The sequence below is a fragment of the Phocaeicola acetigenes genome (assembly GCF_027529745.1).
GTDB lineage: Bacteria > Bacteroidota > Bacteroidia > Bacteroidales > Bacteroidaceae > Phocaeicola > Phocaeicola acetigenes.
In genome coordinates this window covers 119,110-135,840 of the sequence record NZ_JAPZVM010000003.1, presented here as the reverse complement: position 1 = coordinate 135,840, position 16,731 = coordinate 119,110, and the positions used below count along the sequence as shown (strand labels likewise).

The 16,731-nt window shown below is 41.7% G+C and carries 15 protein-coding genes; 6 read left to right on the top strand and 9 right to left on the bottom strand.

The window, feature by feature from the left end; genetic code table 11:
• Positions 1 to 12: 12 nt before the first annotated feature.
• From O6P32_RS05120 to O6P32_RS05110, 3 genes are read right to left on the bottom strand one after another with little or no spacing between them, the layout of a single operon-like run.
• The gene (locus O6P32_RS05120) at positions 13 to 282 is read right to left on the bottom strand and encodes a DUF4834 family protein (RefSeq protein WP_178266998.1); all 270 of its coding nucleotides are present in this window, start codon (positions 280 to 282) and stop codon (positions 13 to 15) included.
• 58 nt (positions 283 to 340) lie between these two features.
• Positions 341 to 1,048: a CDP-alcohol phosphatidyltransferase family protein gene (locus O6P32_RS05115; protein WP_269877172.1), complete on the bottom strand. Its 708-nt coding sequence runs from the start codon at positions 1,046 to 1,048 to the stop codon at positions 341 to 343.
• A gap of 23 nt (positions 1,049 to 1,071) precedes the next feature.
• Positions 1,072 to 1,758, bottom strand: a complete 687-nt coding sequence (locus tag O6P32_RS05110) for a phosphatidylserine decarboxylase family protein (RefSeq protein WP_178266996.1) — start codon at positions 1,756 to 1,758, stop codon at positions 1,072 to 1,074.
• A 190-nt stretch (positions 1,759 to 1,948) separates the two neighbouring features.
• Between O6P32_RS05110 and dnaE the strand changes: the two genes are divergently transcribed.
• The 3 genes from dnaE to O6P32_RS05095 are packed head-to-tail and all read left to right on the top strand — an operon-like array spanning position 1,949 to position 6,459.
• Positions 1,949 to 5,746: a DNA polymerase III subunit alpha gene (dnaE, locus tag O6P32_RS05105; RefSeq protein ID WP_269877171.1), complete on the top strand. Its 3,798-nt coding sequence runs from the start codon at positions 1,949 to 1,951 to the stop codon at positions 5,744 to 5,746.
• A gap of 47 nt (positions 5,747 to 5,793) precedes the next feature.
• Positions 5,794 to 6,111, top strand: coding sequence for a thioredoxin (trxA, locus tag O6P32_RS05100; protein WP_178266994.1), 318 nt, complete (start codon positions 5,794 to 5,796; stop codon positions 6,109 to 6,111).
• Between the two features lie 12 nt (positions 6,112 to 6,123).
• Entirely contained in the window at positions 6,124 to 6,459 is a 336-nt protein-coding gene (locus O6P32_RS05095; protein WP_178266993.1) for a hypothetical protein, read from the top strand.
• A 323-nt stretch (positions 6,460 to 6,782) separates the two neighbouring features.
• On the opposite strand, the gene O6P32_RS05090 is transcribed toward O6P32_RS05095, so the two are convergent.
• The 5 genes from O6P32_RS05090 to O6P32_RS05070 all read right to left on the bottom strand — a co-directional run bounded on the left by O6P32_RS05090 (position 6,783) and on the right by O6P32_RS05070 (position 10,461).
• The gene (locus tag O6P32_RS05090) at positions 6,783 to 7,004 is read right to left on the bottom strand and encodes an immunity 17 family protein (RefSeq protein ID WP_178266992.1); all 222 of its coding nucleotides are present in this window, start codon (positions 7,002 to 7,004) and stop codon (positions 6,783 to 6,785) included.
• A 2-nt stretch (positions 7,005 to 7,006) separates the two neighbouring features.
• Positions 7,007 to 7,429: a tRNA (adenosine(37)-N6)-threonylcarbamoyltransferase complex ATPase subunit type 1 TsaE gene (gene tsaE, locus O6P32_RS05085; protein ID WP_178266991.1), complete on the bottom strand. Its 423-nt coding sequence runs from the start codon at positions 7,427 to 7,429 to the stop codon at positions 7,007 to 7,009.
• Positions 7,430 to 7,952: 523 nt separating this feature from the next.
• The gene (locus tag O6P32_RS05080; protein WP_178266990.1) at positions 7,953 to 8,765 is read right to left on the bottom strand and encodes a metal ABC transporter permease; all 813 of its coding nucleotides are present in this window, start codon (positions 8,763 to 8,765) and stop codon (positions 7,953 to 7,955) included.
• Between the two features lie 40 nt (positions 8,766 to 8,805).
• Complete coding sequence (locus O6P32_RS05075) at positions 8,806 to 9,225, bottom strand: phospholipase (protein WP_269877170.1); 420 nt, start codon at positions 9,223 to 9,225, stop codon at positions 8,806 to 8,808.
• Positions 9,226 to 9,231: 6 nt separating this feature from the next.
• A complete protein-coding gene (locus O6P32_RS05070) occupies positions 9,232 to 10,461 on the bottom strand; it encodes a 3-phosphoshikimate 1-carboxyvinyltransferase (protein ID WP_269877168.1) in 1,230 nt (409 codons plus the stop codon).
• 324 nt (positions 10,462 to 10,785) lie between these two features.
• On the opposite strand from O6P32_RS05070, the gene O6P32_RS05065 reads away from it, so the two are divergent.
• A complete protein-coding gene (locus tag O6P32_RS05065) occupies positions 10,786 to 12,087 on the top strand; it encodes a hemolysin family protein (protein WP_178266987.1) in 1,302 nt (433 codons plus the stop codon).
• Between the two features lie 26 nt (positions 12,088 to 12,113).
• On the opposite strand, the gene recQ is transcribed toward O6P32_RS05065, so the two are convergent.
• Positions 12,114 to 13,952: a DNA helicase RecQ gene (gene recQ, locus O6P32_RS05060; RefSeq protein ID WP_269877515.1), complete on the bottom strand. Its 1,839-nt coding sequence runs from the start codon at positions 13,950 to 13,952 to the stop codon at positions 12,114 to 12,116.
• A 221-nt stretch (positions 13,953 to 14,173) separates the two neighbouring features.
• Between recQ and O6P32_RS05055 the strand changes: the two genes are divergently transcribed.
• Together O6P32_RS05055 and O6P32_RS05050 are read left to right on the top strand one after the other, a co-directional pair.
• On the top strand, positions 14,174 to 14,638 hold the full coding sequence (locus O6P32_RS05055; RefSeq protein WP_269877166.1) for a helix-turn-helix domain-containing protein: 465 nt from the start codon (positions 14,174 to 14,176) through the stop codon (positions 14,636 to 14,638).
• Between the two features lie 128 nt (positions 14,639 to 14,766).
• Positions 14,767 to 16,725 carry a dipeptidyl-peptidase 3 family protein gene (locus tag O6P32_RS05050; RefSeq protein ID WP_269877164.1) on the top strand — a complete coding sequence of 653 codons (1,959 nt, stop codon included), beginning with the start codon at positions 14,767 to 14,769 and terminating at the stop codon, positions 16,723 to 16,725.
• Positions 16,726 to 16,731: the final 6 nt, after the last annotated feature.

Here is a 16,731-nt window from a genome sequence, read left to right as displayed (position 1 = left end):
ATTAGTCTTGGCTTAATCTTTTATTTCTTCAAACTCGATGTATTCCCCTTCATCACTATCAAATACTTTCTTTTTTCGTGCAGGAGACTGTGAAGAAGAACCGTAAGAAGAACGTTCCTGATAAGTGCTTTCTTTTTCTGTATACTGTGAAGAAGATGTCATCTTTTCTGTCATACGCTTTCCTGTACGGAATATGCTTCCTACAACTTTAGCTGCGGCCGACAGTAAAAGAATAAGAATAATAAATATAAATATGAATATGAAACTCAAAAATCCAAACATAGTTATTGTCGTTATATTTTATAATGATATTAACAACAACCGTGCCATAATTGTTGTTTTATGATTTTTTACGAGTTACAATAGAGAGTAGGATATACCATAAAATAACTGCTGCAAAACCACTGAGCTGGAAGATAATCAGTAAAGGGATGCTGACAGCCAGGAAGATATAACTGATTTTATTGCTTTTCCATGAAAGGTTTTTAAATTTCAATGAAAACATGGGTAGTTCAGCAACCAGCAATAATGACATGACAACTACCAACAGAAAAAGGTAGATTGCATTAAAGTATTGAGATACCAAGAAATTGTGGGCTCCTACGGTCAGTGAACCCCAAAACAAAGCATTGGCAGGAGTCGGCATACCGATGAATGAACTGGTTTGTCGTACATCGATATTGAATTTGGCCAATCGCAATGCCGAAAAGACTGAAATCAGAAAAGCAGTATAAGGTATATATTCGGCAATTGGAGTCAGAAACTCGGGATAATATACTTCTTTGAATAAAGAAAAAACAATCGCAGCAGGAGCAAATCCAAAAGTAATATCATCGGCCAATGAGTCCAATTCTTTTCCTATCGGACTTGATACATGCAACAGACGAGCTGTCATTCCATCGAAAAAATCAAAGCCTGCCCCAATTACGATAAAGAGGAATGCAAGCGTATAACAGCCTTGCAGTGCCATGTAACTGGCAATACATCCGGAGAACAAATTGCAGCAAGTGATTGTATTTGGAATGTTTCGGATGATAACATTGGCCATAATCGTACCTCCTCCTTGTCTTTTTATTTTAATTTAGCAATTACGGTTTGGTTTCCTGTTGTAGCCTGTCCCATTTTTACGCAGACTTCTGTTCCTACAGGAAGATATACGTCAACTCGTGAGCCGAACTTGATGAATCCCATGTGTTCGTCGATGTAGCATTCTTCTCCTTTTGTAGCGTAGGTAACAATACGACGGGCAATTGCACCGGCAATTTGGCGTGCCATGACAGTATGGCCTTCCGGAGTTTCAATAACTACCATTGAGCGTTCATTTTCGGTACTTGCCTTGGGAAGCCATGCCTTCATAAAACGTCCGTTATGATGATCTACATGTTTTATGGTACCATCTACCGGATACCAGTTGGCATGCACATTGGTCACACTCATGAATATAGAAATCATCAGTCGGCGATCATGAAAATATTCATGTTCGTCTACTTCTTCGATTACAACGATTTTTCCATCCGCCGGAGCAACGACAATCTTCTCTGTATTACCGTTGAATAAACGGATTGGGCATCGGAAAAAATTGACCATCAGTAAATAAAGAATTAAACTGATGACCGAAACCACATAAAATGGAATTTTACACTCCAATCCCCAATATAGTGCGGCATTGATAAGCAATAATAAAGCTGCGCTGATAATAAGGATGTGAGTGCCTTCGTGATGTATTCTGATTTTTTTTATTTTATTCAATCGGGTCATAACAAAGTCTACATTTATCGTGCAAAAATAACGTTATTTTGAAAACTCTGCAAATAAACATTGATTAGAATTGCAACTTTCTTCCTTTTTTCGCTAAAAAGTATTCATGATGGTTAAGTTTATATGTTACTTTTTGTTCGTTCTGTAAAACCTCGGTATCTTTGATACGATTTTATTTTTTTACAACAATATGCAAGATTTTGTTCATTTGCACGTACATACCCAGTATTCTATCTTGGATGGTCAGGCTTCCATTTCCCGGCTGGTCGATAAGGCCATAGCAAATGGAATGCGTGGTATTGCTGTTACCGATCATGGAAATATGTTTGGTATCAAGGAGTTCTTTAACTATGTGAACAAGAAGAACGGAGGTACAAATGGTGAGATAAAAGATTTGAAGAAGAAACTGGCTGCATTGGAGGCGGGAAAAACAGAGACAGACAATCCGGAAGCGGAGATTGCAGCCTGCAAGGAGCAACTGGAAGCTGCAAAGAAACGTCTTTTTAAGCCGATTATTGGCTGTGAGATGTATGTGGCACGTCGCCGGCTTTTCAATAAAGATGGAAAGCAAGACCAAAGCGGTTATCACCTTGTTGTATTGGCAAAGAATCTGAAAGGTTATCATAACTTAATCAAATTGGTGTCGAAAGCGTGGACTGAAGGCTTTTATATGCGTCCGCGTACCGACCGTGCGGAACTGGAGAAATACCATGAAGGATTGATTGTCTGTTCGGCCTGTCTGGGTGGTGAAGTTCCCCGGAAAATCAGTGCAGGTCAGATAGAAGAGGCAGAAGAAACAATCCGCTGGTTCAAGAATCTGTTTGGCAGCGACTATTATCTGGAGTTGCAGCGTCATAAGGCTACTGTTCCACGCGCCAACCATGAAGTGTATCCCATGCAGCAAGTGGTAAACCAGAAGCTGATAGAGCTTGCCAAAAAGTATGATATCAAACTGGTTTGTACAAACGACGTCCATTTTGTCGATGAAGAAAATGCCGAGGCGCATGACCGTCTGATTTGTTTAAGCACAGGTAAGGATTTGGACGATCCTAAACGTATGCTTTATACCAAGCAGGAATGGATGAAAACGCGGGAGGAAATGAATGAAATCTTTGCGGATGTGCCCGAAGCATTGGCCAATACGGCAGATATCTGCGATCAGGTAGAATTCTATTCTATTGACCATGCGCCCATCATGCCTACCTTTGCCATTCCCGAAGAGTTTGGAACCGAAGAAGAATATAGACGGAAGTTTACTGAAAAGGATCTTTTTGATGAGTTTACTCGTGATGAAAACGGAAATGTAGTCATGAGTGAAGAAGACGGATTGAAGAAAATTGAGCGTTTGGGAGGATACGAAAAATTGTATCGTATCAAACTGGAAGCCGATTATCTGGCAAAACTGGCTTACGACGGAGCACGCCGTCGCTATGGGGAAGTGTTGAATGAAGAAGTGCAGGAACGAATCAAGTTTGAACTTCATATTATGAAGACAATGGGTTTCCCTGGCTACTTCCTTATTGTGCAGGACTTCATTACGGCAGCTCGCGAGAAACTGGATGTGTCGGTAGGACCGGGACGTGGTTCGGCTGCGGGATCTGCTGTAGCATATTGTTTGGGTATTACTCAGATCGACCCTATCAAATACGATTTGCTGTTCGAACGTTTCCTGAATCCGGACCGTATCTCTTTGCCTGATATCGATGTCGATTTCGATGATGATGGCCGAGGACGCGTCTTGAACTGGGTAACGGAAAAGTATGGACAGGAAAAGGTGGCACATATTATCACGTATGGTACAATGGCTACCAAACTGGCCATTAAGGATGTGGCACGTGTACAGAAGTTGCCTTTGTCGGAATCGGACCGTTTGTGTAAGCTTGTACCCGATAAGATTCCGGATAAGAAACTGAACTTGCCCAATGCCATTGCATACGTGCCCGAACTGCAGGCCGCAGAAGTTTCGTCCGATCCGGTTTTGCGCGATACCATCAAGTATGCCAAAATGTTGGAAGGCAACGTGCGTAATACCGGTGTACATGCCTGTGGTACCATTATTTGCCGTGACGATATCACAGACTGGGTGCCGGTCAGTACTGCTGATGACAAGGAAACCGGAGAAAAGATGCTGGTTACCCAATACGAAGGATCGGTCATTGAAGATACGGGACTTATCAAGATGGACTTCCTCGGACTGAAGACACTGTCCATTATCAAGGAGGCTCTGGAGAATATTAAGGTCAGCAAACAGATTGTGCTGAATATTGACGAAATTCCTATTGATGACCCGGCTACTTATAAGTTATATAGTGAAGGAAGAACCATCGGTACGTTCCAGTTCGAATCTGCCGGTATGCAGAAATATTTGCGAGAATTGCAGCCAAGTACCTTCGAAGACTTGATTGCGATGAACGCCTTGTATCGTCCGGGACCGATGGATTACATTCCGGATTTCATCGACCGTAAGCATGGACGCAAGCCTATCGAGTATGATATTCCGGTAATGGAAAAGTATCTGAAAGATACATACGGTATTACGGTGTACCAGGAGCAGGTGATGTTGCTGTCGCGTTTGTTGGCCGATTTTACTCGAGGCGAATCGGATGCCTTGCGTAAGGCCATGGGTAAGAAGCTGCGCGACAAGCTGGATCATATGAAACCGAAGTTTATCGAAGGCGGAAAGAAGAACGGACACGACCCTCAGGTGCTGGAGAAGATTTGGGCAGACTGGGAGAAGTTTGCATCGTATGCCTTCAACAAATCGCATGCAACCTGCTATTCGTGGGTGGCTTATCAGACTGCTTATCTTAAGGCTAACTATCCGTCTGAATACATGGCAGCCACGATGAGCCGTAACATTTCGAACATTACCGAAATCACGAAACTAATGGACGAATGTAAGGCTACAGGGGTAAATGTATTGGGACCGGATGTCAACGAAAGTAGCCTGAAGTTCTCTGTCAACCGTAAGGGAGATATCCGTTTTGGCTTGGGAGCAATTAAAGGAGTGGGCGAATCGGCGGTAATGAGTATTTTGACTGAACGTGAAAAAGGTGGACCTTTCAAAAATATATTTGATTTTGTCCAGCGTGTCAATCTCTCTGCCTGCAACCGTAAGAATATTGAAAACTTGGCTTTGGCCGGAGGATTCGACAGTTTCGATGGCATCAAGCGCGAAGACTTCTTTGTGAAAAATGCAAAAGATGAAACATTTGTGGAGGTCCTGGTACGTTACGGAAACAAGTATCAGATGGACAAGGCTGCTGCAGTCAATTCATTGTTCGGAGGAGAACATCAGGTCGAGATGGCTACTCCGGAAATTGTAAAAGCTCCATCGTGGGGAGCTTTGGAACGTTTGAATAAAGAACGTGAGTTGGTTGGTATCTATTTGTCTGCCCATCCGCTGGATGAATTTGCTGTCATATTGGAAAATGTCTGCAATGCCCATATGGCCGAACTGGCCGACTTGACTCCTCTGCAGAATCGCGATTTGGTGTTGGGGGGTATTGTAACAGCTGTGCGCGAAGGTTATACCAAGACCGGAAAGCCTTATGGAGTTGCCAAAGTGGAAGATTATTCGGGAGCAGCCGAGTTTGCTTTCTTTGGAAACGAATGGGTAGAGAAAAAGAACTTCTTTTCCGAAGGTATGTTCTTGTATATGCACGGTAAATGTCAGCCCAAAAAATGGAAGCAGGAAGAGTGGGAGGTTAAAATCAACCAGATTGAGTTACTTCCGGAGGTAAAGGAGAAAGTGGTAGAAAAACTTACCGTAACAGCTCCATTGTCTGCTATTACCGATGAGATGATTTTGGAATTGTCTGTTCTTATAAAAGAACATCCCGGAAATGCCGAACTGGGCTTCTTTATTCAAGATGAAGACGGACAGATGCATGTCAATCTTTTGTCGCACACTATAAAGGTAAGTGTGGGAAAAGAGTTGATAAATTATTTAAAAAGCCAGCCGATGTTGGACTATAAGATAAATTAGCTATATTTGTAATCAAAATGATTGTTAAACAATAAAATAATAAAACTATGGCATTGAATATTAAAGACGATAACTTTGAAGCGATTGTAGCAGAAGGTAAACCTGTGGTGTTGGATTTTTGGGCTACTTGGTGTGGTCCTTGCAAGCAGATTGCTCCATACATTGAAGAATTGGCTGAAGAATACAAAGACAGCGTAAACATCGGTAAGTGCGATGTAGACGAAAACTCTGAATTGCCGGGTCAGTTCGGTGTACGTAATATTCCTACTGTATTGTTCATCAAAAACGGTGAAGTAGTAGACAAACAGGTAGGTGCTACAACAAAAGCTGCTTTGCAGGCAAAAGTAGAAGCATTGTTAAAATAAAAAATAAAGACTATGAGCTTGGAAGACGATTTCTTATTGGAAGATGAGGACGATGAAAGATGTGTAGAATTCATCAAGAACTATCTGCCTCAAGATTTGAAAGATAAGTTCTCAGACGACGATTTGTACTACATGCTCGATCTGATTGTAGAGTATTATACAACCAGCGGATGTCTGGACGCGCAGCCTGATGAAGAAGGTTACATCAATATCGACCAGGATGAAATTGTAAGCTACATCATGAAGGAAGCTCAGAAAGATGGTATGGGACCTTTCGAAGCCGATGATGTGTTCTTTGTCGTACAGGGAGAAATGGAATACGGAAATTCTCTTGGACAGGTAGATTAATCGGAGAAGAGGGGAGACCCGTTCCTATTGCAAGGAAAAACGTTACTACTATCGTGATTTACGGTATTAGTAACGTTTTTTTATGTGTACATTCTCTGTTTGTAAGAATAGTGTATAGATCTGCTACAGTTATAGCCGGTTGGTTGTACAGATATTTCCTTGAATCCGTCGTCGGTGAATGTAGAGCCGACGCCGTCGGATGAAGAGCCAATGTCGTCGGTTGTACAGCCGGTGCCGTCGGCTACACGATACGACTTGTATGGATGGGCTGCAAGATTATAGTAGATATACGGCAAAGTCTGTTACTATGCCTTCTGCAGAGATCAGATGATTCCCTGTAGTGAGAGAAAAAAGAATATTCCGGTTGCCACCATCATGCATCCCAAAAGTGCGTAGAACAGACGTGCTTGTTTGCGTCCTACATTGCAAACGATGAATTGCGAATTGTGAGCATTGAAAAACCAGTCCCAATTGAATAGGGCTGCCAGAATAGCCAGCAGTCCTACTATCACAAATATCGCTTGTATGATATAATGCATTGTCATGATCAGGCCTCTTCAAATCGGATTGTACGGGTTCCGTCTTCGTTTTCTTCAATGGTTACGTTGACAGAATTTCCAGGAAGAAGTTCCTCAATCAGTTCCGGCCATTCAATGAAGCAAAGTGCACCGCTGTAGAAGTAGTCTTCGTATCCCATATCGTATACTTCTTCCAGTTTTTTGATACGGTAAAAGTCGAAATGGTAAATCAGTTCGCCGGCATCTTCCGAACGGTATTCATTAACAATGGCAAAAGTTGGTGAGTTGATGACATCAGTTACTCCCAGCTCTTCGCATACAGCTTTGATAAAAGTGGTTTTTCCTGCTCCCATTTTACCATAGAATGCAAATACGGTATTGTCGCCCATTGCTGCGATAAACTGTTTGGCTGCATCGTGGATTTGTTCGAGGGAATTGATTTTGATTTCCATATTATTTCTATATTACGTTTTTAGTAAAAGCAAATGTACGGATATTTTTTTGCTTTTGGGGAGTGATTTGTTGTTTTCTGGAGGTGTTTTTTATATGTAACGTTAAAAAGCAATGGAAGGAAAGAAGTATAGATGTTTTTTCTTACTTTTATTGAAACCTTTTTGAGTGGTATGGAGAAAGAAAATAAAATCTGTAGGAATCAAGCAGGAAAGATAAAAGTCCCGTTTGTGATGATTCTTTTTAATATTGTTTTTTTACTGCCTGTCTTGGCTGCTCCTCTTGTGGCCTTAACCTCTGCTTTTCTTTTCGATAACCCATCGAACTTTCTGTTAACGGCATTAATTGCTTTGGCTTTGAATTCATACTCTTTTATTCTGATAGGGGCTGTATATTGGAGTATACGATTGTATAAAAAAGGATATAAATTAAGGACGGTGTTGTGTCCTCAGCTCATAAGCGGACTAATTATCTGGCCTCCTTTTTTATATATGGTTATCAGGTTGATTTATTAGGTTGCTAAGTTTAGCCTTTTTGTTTTACGCAACTCTTGTATACTTTGGCTGCAGCATAAATGAGTATAGAGGTAAAGATAATGGCCGCTCCGGAAGGCACTTGAAGCTGGTAGGAAAGCCACAGCCCTCCCAGACAACTGAAATATCCGATAGCAATGGACAGCCAGATGATATATTTAAAACGGTAAGTAAACAGATTGGCTGTCATTTGTGGAAGTGTCAGTAACGAAATGGCCAATACGATTCCTACCATACGCAGGCATGATACGATAGTCAGAGCGATGAATCCCATCAGAATATATTCGAACAATGCTACAGGAAGCCGTTGGGAACGCGCAAACTCCCGGTCGAAAGCGATGGCGACAATCGGTCGCATAAACAGGGTAAAGAATGCTGTCAGTGCGATACTCAGTCCGGCTAAAAGATAAATGTCGGCATAAGTGATAGTCAGAATATTACCAAACAGAAAAGAAGACAAATCCGGCTTGAATCCCGGAGCCAGGAAACTGAAAATAATACCTACAGCCATACCGAATGTCCAGAATACGGCTATGGCCGAATCTTCACGCATGTCGTTGCGTTTACTCAGCCATTCTACTCCAAAGGCCGATAAGATGGAAAAGACTGCTGCTGCCAGTATAGGGGATATTCCGGTATACAGTCCGATACCTATACCTCCAAAAGATGCATGGGTTATTCCACCACTGATAAAAACCAGCCGGCGTGTTACGATGTAGGTTCCGATAATACCACAGGCTATGCTTGCAAACAAACTGCCCAAAAGGGCATTTTGAAAAAAAGTGTATTGGAATAAATCTATCATTGCATAATGGGTTTTGGGGATAAAGGATGGAATAATGGAATTAGTGGAAACGGCGCTCTCCTACAATGAGGAAGAGTTCGTCTTTCAATTCATCCGGCAGTTCGATTCCTCTTAACTGCAGGCTCCGGCTCCATCCGGCTACCTCTTCTTCTTTCATCGAGAAAAGTATTTCGCGGAATTCATCTATTTCTTCTGCTGTGTAGCTGTCGGAAGCATGTCCTTTAAATCGGTCCAGCTCTTCGTCGTCGTAATACTCTATCTGTTTACTGACGGCAGCCAGCAGACTTTCTTTTTCACAAATCTGATGCTGGCCGCAGCATTCACTGTCTACTTCTACAATTTCGGGAGCTTCGGTCAGTTCTCCGCGTTCTATTTTCTTTTGAATGTTTCGGTTGTAGAAATAACCGGCTGCAAGGCCGAACAATGCTACTCCGATTAATATAAGTACAAGTATCCACATAATCTGTTATTCTTCTGTTAGTTGAAATCCTGCGTTTTGTAAGTCTTCCCAATAGTGTGGGTATGATTTCGATACGACTTGGGGATTGTTTATCCGCAATTCATTTAATTTGATAGCCGCCGGTGCAAAAGCCATTGCCATGCGATGGTCTTCGTAGGTATCGATGGCGGGATTTTCATCGGCTTGTGTACGTTCGCCTTCCCAAGAGAGTACGGAGCCGTCGGTTTCTTTCAGTAGATATCCTAACTTTCTCATTTCGGTAATAAGTGCAGCCATTCGGTCTGTTTCCTTAATTTTCAGACTTTGCAGTCCGGAAAAGCGGAAGGGAATATCAAGGAATGCACAGGTAACGACAAATGTTTGTGCCAGGTCGGGCTGGTTTACGAAGTCGTATTCCATACGTGCTACACATTTTCCTGTATGGGTGAGCGTCACAGTCTGTTTGTCGAAGCTTGTTTCAACTCCTAACATACGAAACAGTTCTGCTACTTTCGAATCACCTTGGTAACTGGTTTCAAACAGACCGGGAAGTTGGATAGTAGCTTTTGAAGACAATGCGGCTATTTCGTACCAGTATGAAGCTGCACTCCAATCACTTTCTACGTAATAAGGGCGAGCCTTGTAGGGCTGAGGCTTTACTTCCAGTTCATTATCCGACAACCAGCCGGCTTCTGCTCCGAAGTCGTGCATCAGTTGTAAGGTAAGATTGATGTACGGGCGTGAAACAATCTCTCCCGTCAGTTTCAGATGAAGTCCTTGGGGAAGTACCGGACCAATCATCAGCAAGGCAGAGATGTACTGCGAACTGACGTGTCCGGGTAAGGTAATCTCTCTGTTTGTAAGCTTGCGTCCTGTGATGCGAAGCGGAGGGAAACCAGGATTTTCGGCATATTCGATGTCGGCTCCCAACGAACGGAGAGCGTCTACCAGTATCTGAATGGGGCGCTGGCGCATCCGCTCTGTACCGGTAATAAGATGCGTACCTTCTGTCACCGATAAAAAGGCTGTAAGGAAGCGCATGGCTGTACCTGCAGCCATGATATCGATAGTAGGAGAAAGTTCTTGCAAGGCGCGTACCATCACGCGGGTATCGTCGCAATCCGACAAGTTCTCTAATGTACAATTCCCTTGAGCCAGTGCATGAATAAGCAAGGCGCGGTTGCAGATGCTCTTCGATGAAGGCAACTGGATAGTAGCATGTACTGTATCGGGTGGTGTTATTTTTATCCGCTTCATATTTGTTTTTATGAGAGTACTCCGGCAAAGATAGTGAATTTTCTTTTTTGTTTGCAGGTAATATTTGTCTATCTGCTTCACAGGAGAATATCCTCGGTAGAAGAATGGGGTAAAGTATTTTTTTATATGGTATTCGTGGAAGCATAGGAGAAGGATATATATATTGTATATGGGTAATGGAGTATCCAAATTGTAAGGTGTTATAAGGTGTAGTAAATATTTTGTGTTGAAAATTCTGTTAAAACAATATAATTTCTAGACTATTCCATGTTTGTCAATGAACATTCTGTTAAATTTGTTTCGACATAAACATGTTATTTATCTATGGATGAAATTTTTATAATTATTGGACTTATCATTTTAAATGGAATCTTTGCCATGTCTGAGGTGGCATTAATCTCTGCACGTAAATCACGACTTTCTACTGATGCAAAAAAAGGAAATAAAGCTGCTAATATAGCTTTGAAACTGGCTAACGAGCCTGACCGCTTTCTTTCAACCGTACAAATCGGTATTACTTTAATTGGAATTCTTACCGGTATCTATTCGGGAAATAAGATTGCAGTATCTTTGACCGATACAATGCTTGCATGGGGAGTGTCTGCTACTTATGCCTCTGCACTGGCACAAGGTGTGATTGTGGTTGTGGTGACCTATTTGACTATTATCTTCGGAGAACTGGTTCCTAAACGTATTGGATTAAGTGTTGCCGAAAAGGCTGCAAAACTGGTGTCCCGACCGATGAATGTTCTTTCTATTGTTGCTTCTCCTTTTGTGTGGTTGCTTTCAAAGAGTACTTCTGCCATGTTCAATTTATTGGGTATAAAGGATACGGACAGCAAAGTAACCGAAGAAGAAATTAAATCGATTATCCAGGAGGGTACAGAAGATGGAGAGGTACAGCCGGTAGAACAGGATATTGTGCAACGTGTCTTTTTGTTGGGTGATTTGAAGATTGAGTCAATCATGACTCATAAAAACGACATTGTCTGGCTGGATACTGAAATGACTCCGGCAGAAGTGAAAGAAGTGGTACAAAGTGAACTGTATGAGTTTTACCCGATAGCAGAAGGCGATTTAGACCATGTCAAAGGAGTTGTCTTGCTGAAAGATTTGGTTCTTCATTTGTACAAACCCGATTTTGATCTTGCTTCATTAATCAGCGAACCTGTTTATTTTCACGAAGGTATGAATGTCTATAAGGCGCTGGAACAGATGAAAATTCAGCGCGTTAGCCGTGCGCTGGTTTGTGATGAGTTTGGTGCTTGTACCGGTATTATTACATTGAAAGATATTTTGGAAGGACTGGTTGGAACGATGGACAATGCAGAGGAAGAACCGGATATCATCAAGCGGGTAAATAAAGAGGGATGGCTGGTAGAAGGACAATGTCCGTTTTATGATTTTCTATACTATTTTAACCGTTTGGATTTATTCGAGAATTCAGAATATAATACTGTGGGTGGACTTATTCTTCAGCAGTTACAGCATATTCCGACGAGTGGAGAAACCATCGAATGGAATGGCTTTACGCTGGAGGTAGTAGATATGGATGGTGCTCGTATTGACAAGGTCCTTGTTACCACAACTCCAGTACGTGAAGACGAAGGAGACGAAGAAGCATGAGATATACTCATGCTTCCATATTAGTCTTATTTACTAGATTTATTCAGAAAACGGCGAATGACTTCTACAAAGTCTTTGCCGTATTTTTCTTTCTTGAACTCACCGATACCACTGATTTCTCCGAACGCTTCTATGGTAGTCGGCTTTGCAGAGGATAAGAGGTGAAGGGTCTTGTCGGACAACACAATGTAGGCCGGTATTGCTTGAGAGTCTGCCAACTTCTTTCGCAGCACACGTAATTCTTCGAACAGATATTCGTCTTCGTTTTCGAATACAGCCGGAGTAAGTACCGGTGCTTGTGGCTCTTGTATTTTGGCTTTCTTTTTTCCTCTTTTTGACTCTTGCCCCAGATGTTCCTCTCTTTTGATTACTACCAGTTGTGCCCGTTCTTTTCCAAACAGAACTTTTTTTCCTGCTTCTGTTATTTTCAAGTGATTCTTTTCATTGTAGGCCACTTCAAAATAACCGAGGTTTAGCATTTGGAGCAGATAGTCTTGCCAGTCGCGAGCAGGAATGTCTCTTCCTACCCCATAAGTCTTTAGTTGGTCGTATTTCTTTTCAATGATTTCTTGCGTCGCGGCTCCTTTTAAAAGGTCAATTAAAGTGCTGATTCCGACTTGTTGGTCAGTACGAGCAATACCACTCAACGCTTTTTGTACGATGATGGTACCGTCAAACCGTTCAGGAGGATTCCGGCATACGTCACAATTACCACAATCGTGTGTCATCGTCTCTCCAAAGTAATTCAGCAAAATACGACGTCGGCATATGTCTGCTTCAGCATATTGTTGCATACGGTTCAGCTTTTCCAAATTGATTTCCTGCTGATTACTTTCTGCCGCAAATTTCGATAACATGACAATATCGCCGAACGAGTAGAAAAGCAGGGTGTCGCTGGGAAGTCCGTCTCTTCCGGCTCTTCCTATTTCCTGATAAAAACTTTCAATGCTTTTGGGCAAGTTGTAATGGATTACCCATCTGACATTCGATTTGTCGATACCCATTCCAAACGCAATCGTAGCACAGACCACTTGTACTCGGTCGTTGATGAAGTCATCTTGGGCAGCATCGCGTGCAGCAGTACTTAGTCCGGCATGATAGACAGCTGTCCGTATGCCTTGTGCTTCCAGTAAGTCGGCCACTTTCTCTGTATTGTTTCGGCTCATGCAGTAAATAATACCACTTTCGTTCTTATGTCGTCCGATAAAATCCAGAATCGTTCTGATTTTTTCTTTCTGCTGAAATCCTCTTTTCACATCCAGACTCAGGTTGGGGCGGTCGAAAGATGATATGAATATTTGAGGATCTTTCATTGCCAGTTGTTGGATGATATCCTGCCGGGTGATTTTGTCGGCTGTTGCAGTCAATGCAACAATCGGTATATGTGGAAATTGTTGGCGCAATGCTTTCAACTGCGTGTATTCCGGACGGAAATCATGTCCCCATTGTGATATACAGTGAGCTTCATCAATAGCAAACAGTGAAATATTGATATCTTTCAGTAAGAAGTTCAATTCCGACATCAGTCTTTCCGGGGAAATATAAAGTAATTTTACCCTGCCTTGCATACATTCAAAGCGCAGGTTGGCATTTGTGGTTTCATCGTTAGTGCTGTTGAGTGCCCGGGCTATGATACCATTGGCCTGCAGTGCTTCTACCTGATCTTTCATCAGTGAAATAAGAGGTGATACCACTACTGTAGTTCCAGGCATAAGCAACGCCGGCAACTGATAGCAAATGGACTTTCCTCCTCCGGTAGGCATTAACACAAGCGTGTCTTTTTTACTTAAGATTCGGGTAATAATTTCTTCTTGTAGAGGACGGAAATGTGTGTATCCGAAATATGCTTTTAAAGTCTTTAATATCATGTTTTCTTTTCCGGTATTTCAAGCGGCAAAGATAAACTAATTTTTGTTGAATTATGCAATGTGTAGAAAGCAGAACTCTACCATGAAGTTTGCATAGTAAAGAAATAATGAAATAAAAATATCGCTTTTAAGTATTTTTGATGTCTAAATTAATTGCTAAATAAAAAAAACTTATCAAATTTGTACTACATAGCAAAAAATTAAATTAATAAAGACAGATGAGAGACGAAACGAGTGTAATGGCAACGAATGAGGTTCTTGTGAAGAAACCTTATAATTTGCGCGAAAAGAAGATTAAGGATGCCGCATATCGCAATATGATTAGGGCTGAGTTGGCAGATGAATTGTACGATAAAATTTTGCATATAATAGTAGTGCAAAAGAAGTACAAGGATGTGAATTTTTCGGCAAAAGATTTGGCGAAAGAGTTAAAAACAAATACCCGTTATTTATCGGCTGTTATAAATTCTCGTTTTGGTATGAATTATTCATGCTTGCTGAACGAATATCGTATAAAAGATGCGTTGCATTTGTTGATTGATAAGCGCTATTTGGATAAGAATGTAGAAGAAATCAGTGCGATGGTAGGGTTTGCCAACCGCCAATCGTTTTATGCTGCATTCTATAAAAATGTAGGCGAAACACCCAATAGTTATCGTAAACGTAAATTGGAAAACAAGTAATATATAATTTATATATTTGTAAATCAGAACAGAACGAAGAATTTTGTGTACATCATACGTTTATGTATACAGGATTCTTCGTTTTTTTGTTTTAATTTGTTCTTGTAGGTAATTTGAAATGATAAAGTATGGAACAAAATTCTTTTAATTATACAGTGGAACAGTTTGCAGACTTGCAGTTGTTGAGGTATCGGGTAAATGGGTTTGAAGAGCTTTCATTGCCGCGTAAACAACTGATTTATTATTTGTCGCAAGCTGCTTTGGAGGGAAGAGATATTCTGTTCGATCAGAATGGTAAATATAATCTGCAAATTCGTCGTCTGTTGGAGGCTATATACCTTCATTATGAAGGTGAACGTTCTACTTCCGAATTTCAGGCTTTGGAAGTATATCTGAAGCGGGTTTGGTTTGCCAACGGTATTCATCACCATTATGCTTGTGATAAATTTATACCTGAATTTTCTGCAGTTTATTTACGTAGTCTGATCGATTCGTTAGACAGTTCTGTATTGCCCTTGGAAGAAGGAGAAAGCATAGACGAACTTTGTCATAAATTATTCCCGGTGATATTCGACCCTTCGGTGATGCCTAAACGAGTGAATCAGGCCGATGGGGAAGATTTGATTCTGACTTCTGCTGCCAATTATTATGAAGGAGTAACCCAACAGGAAGCAGAAGAGTTTTATGCTAGTCAGAAGTTGGCAGACGATGAAGAACCGGTAATGTACGGTATGAATAGCCGGCTGGTAAAAAAAGACGGAGTCGTGCAGGAAGAAGTATGGAAGATAGGAGGTATGTATTCCGCAGCTTTAGAGAAGATTGTATACTGGCTGGAGAAAGCTATGGATGTGGCAGAAAACGATACGCAGAAAGAAGTGATTCGTTTGCTGATAGAATTCTACCATACTGGTGATTTGAAGACATTCGACCGCTATTCTATCCAATGGCTTAAAGATACATCTTCGCTTGTCGATTTCGTAAACGGATTTATTGAAAGCTATGGCGATCCGCTGGGGATGAAAGCCAGTTGGGAGTCGATTGTAAACTTTAAAGACCTTGAAGCAACTCGCCGTACAGAGACAATCAGTGAGAATGCACAGTGGTTTGAAGACCATTCACCGGTAGACGCCCGTTTCAAGAAAGAACAAGTCAAAGGAGTGTCTGCTAAAGTTATCACAGCCGCAATGCTGGCGGGGGATTTGTATCCGGCTTCGGCTATTGGTATCAATTTGCCTAATTCCAACTGGATACGTAGTGTGCATGGTTCGAAATCGGTTACAATTGGTAACCTGACAGAAGCATACAATAAAGCAGCGCATGGCAATGGATTCCGTGAAGAATTTGTATACGGTCCGGAAGAACTCAGGCTGCTGGAAACGTATGCAGATATTACCGATGATTTGCATACCGACTTGCACGAATGTCTTGGACATGGTTCGGGAAAGCTTTTACCCGGTGTCGATCCGGATGCCTTGAAAGCACATGGCTCAACCATAGAAGAAGCACGTGCCGATTTGTTCGGTCTGTATTATCTGCCCGATGCCAAGATGGTAGAATTGGGATTGGTCCCCGATGCGGATGCTTATAAGGCAGAATATTATTCGTATATGATGAACGGTCTGATGACACAGCTTGTACGTATTGAGCCCGGATGTACGGTAGAAGAAGCACACATGCGTAACCGTCAACTCATCGCACGTTGGGCATTGGAGCAGGGACGTGAAGAACGGGTAGTGGAAATGGTAGTACGTGATGGAAAGACTTATGTAAAAATAAATGATTACTGCAAACTGCGTATGCTATTCGGTAAGCTTCTTGCCGAAATTCAGCGTATCAAGAGCGAAGGCGATTACGAAGCAGCCCGTATGCTGGTAGAAAATTATGCCGTGAAAGTAGATGCAGTGCTGCATGCAGAGGTACTGGAACGCTATCGCAAACTGCATTTGGCTCCGTATAAAGGTTTTGTGAATCCAGTTTATACACCGGTATTGGATGCCGAAGGCAATATTACCGATGTAAAGGTTACTTACGGGGAAGGCTATGCCGAACAGATGTTACGCTATAGCCGCGAATATTCAAATTTATAATGCGCT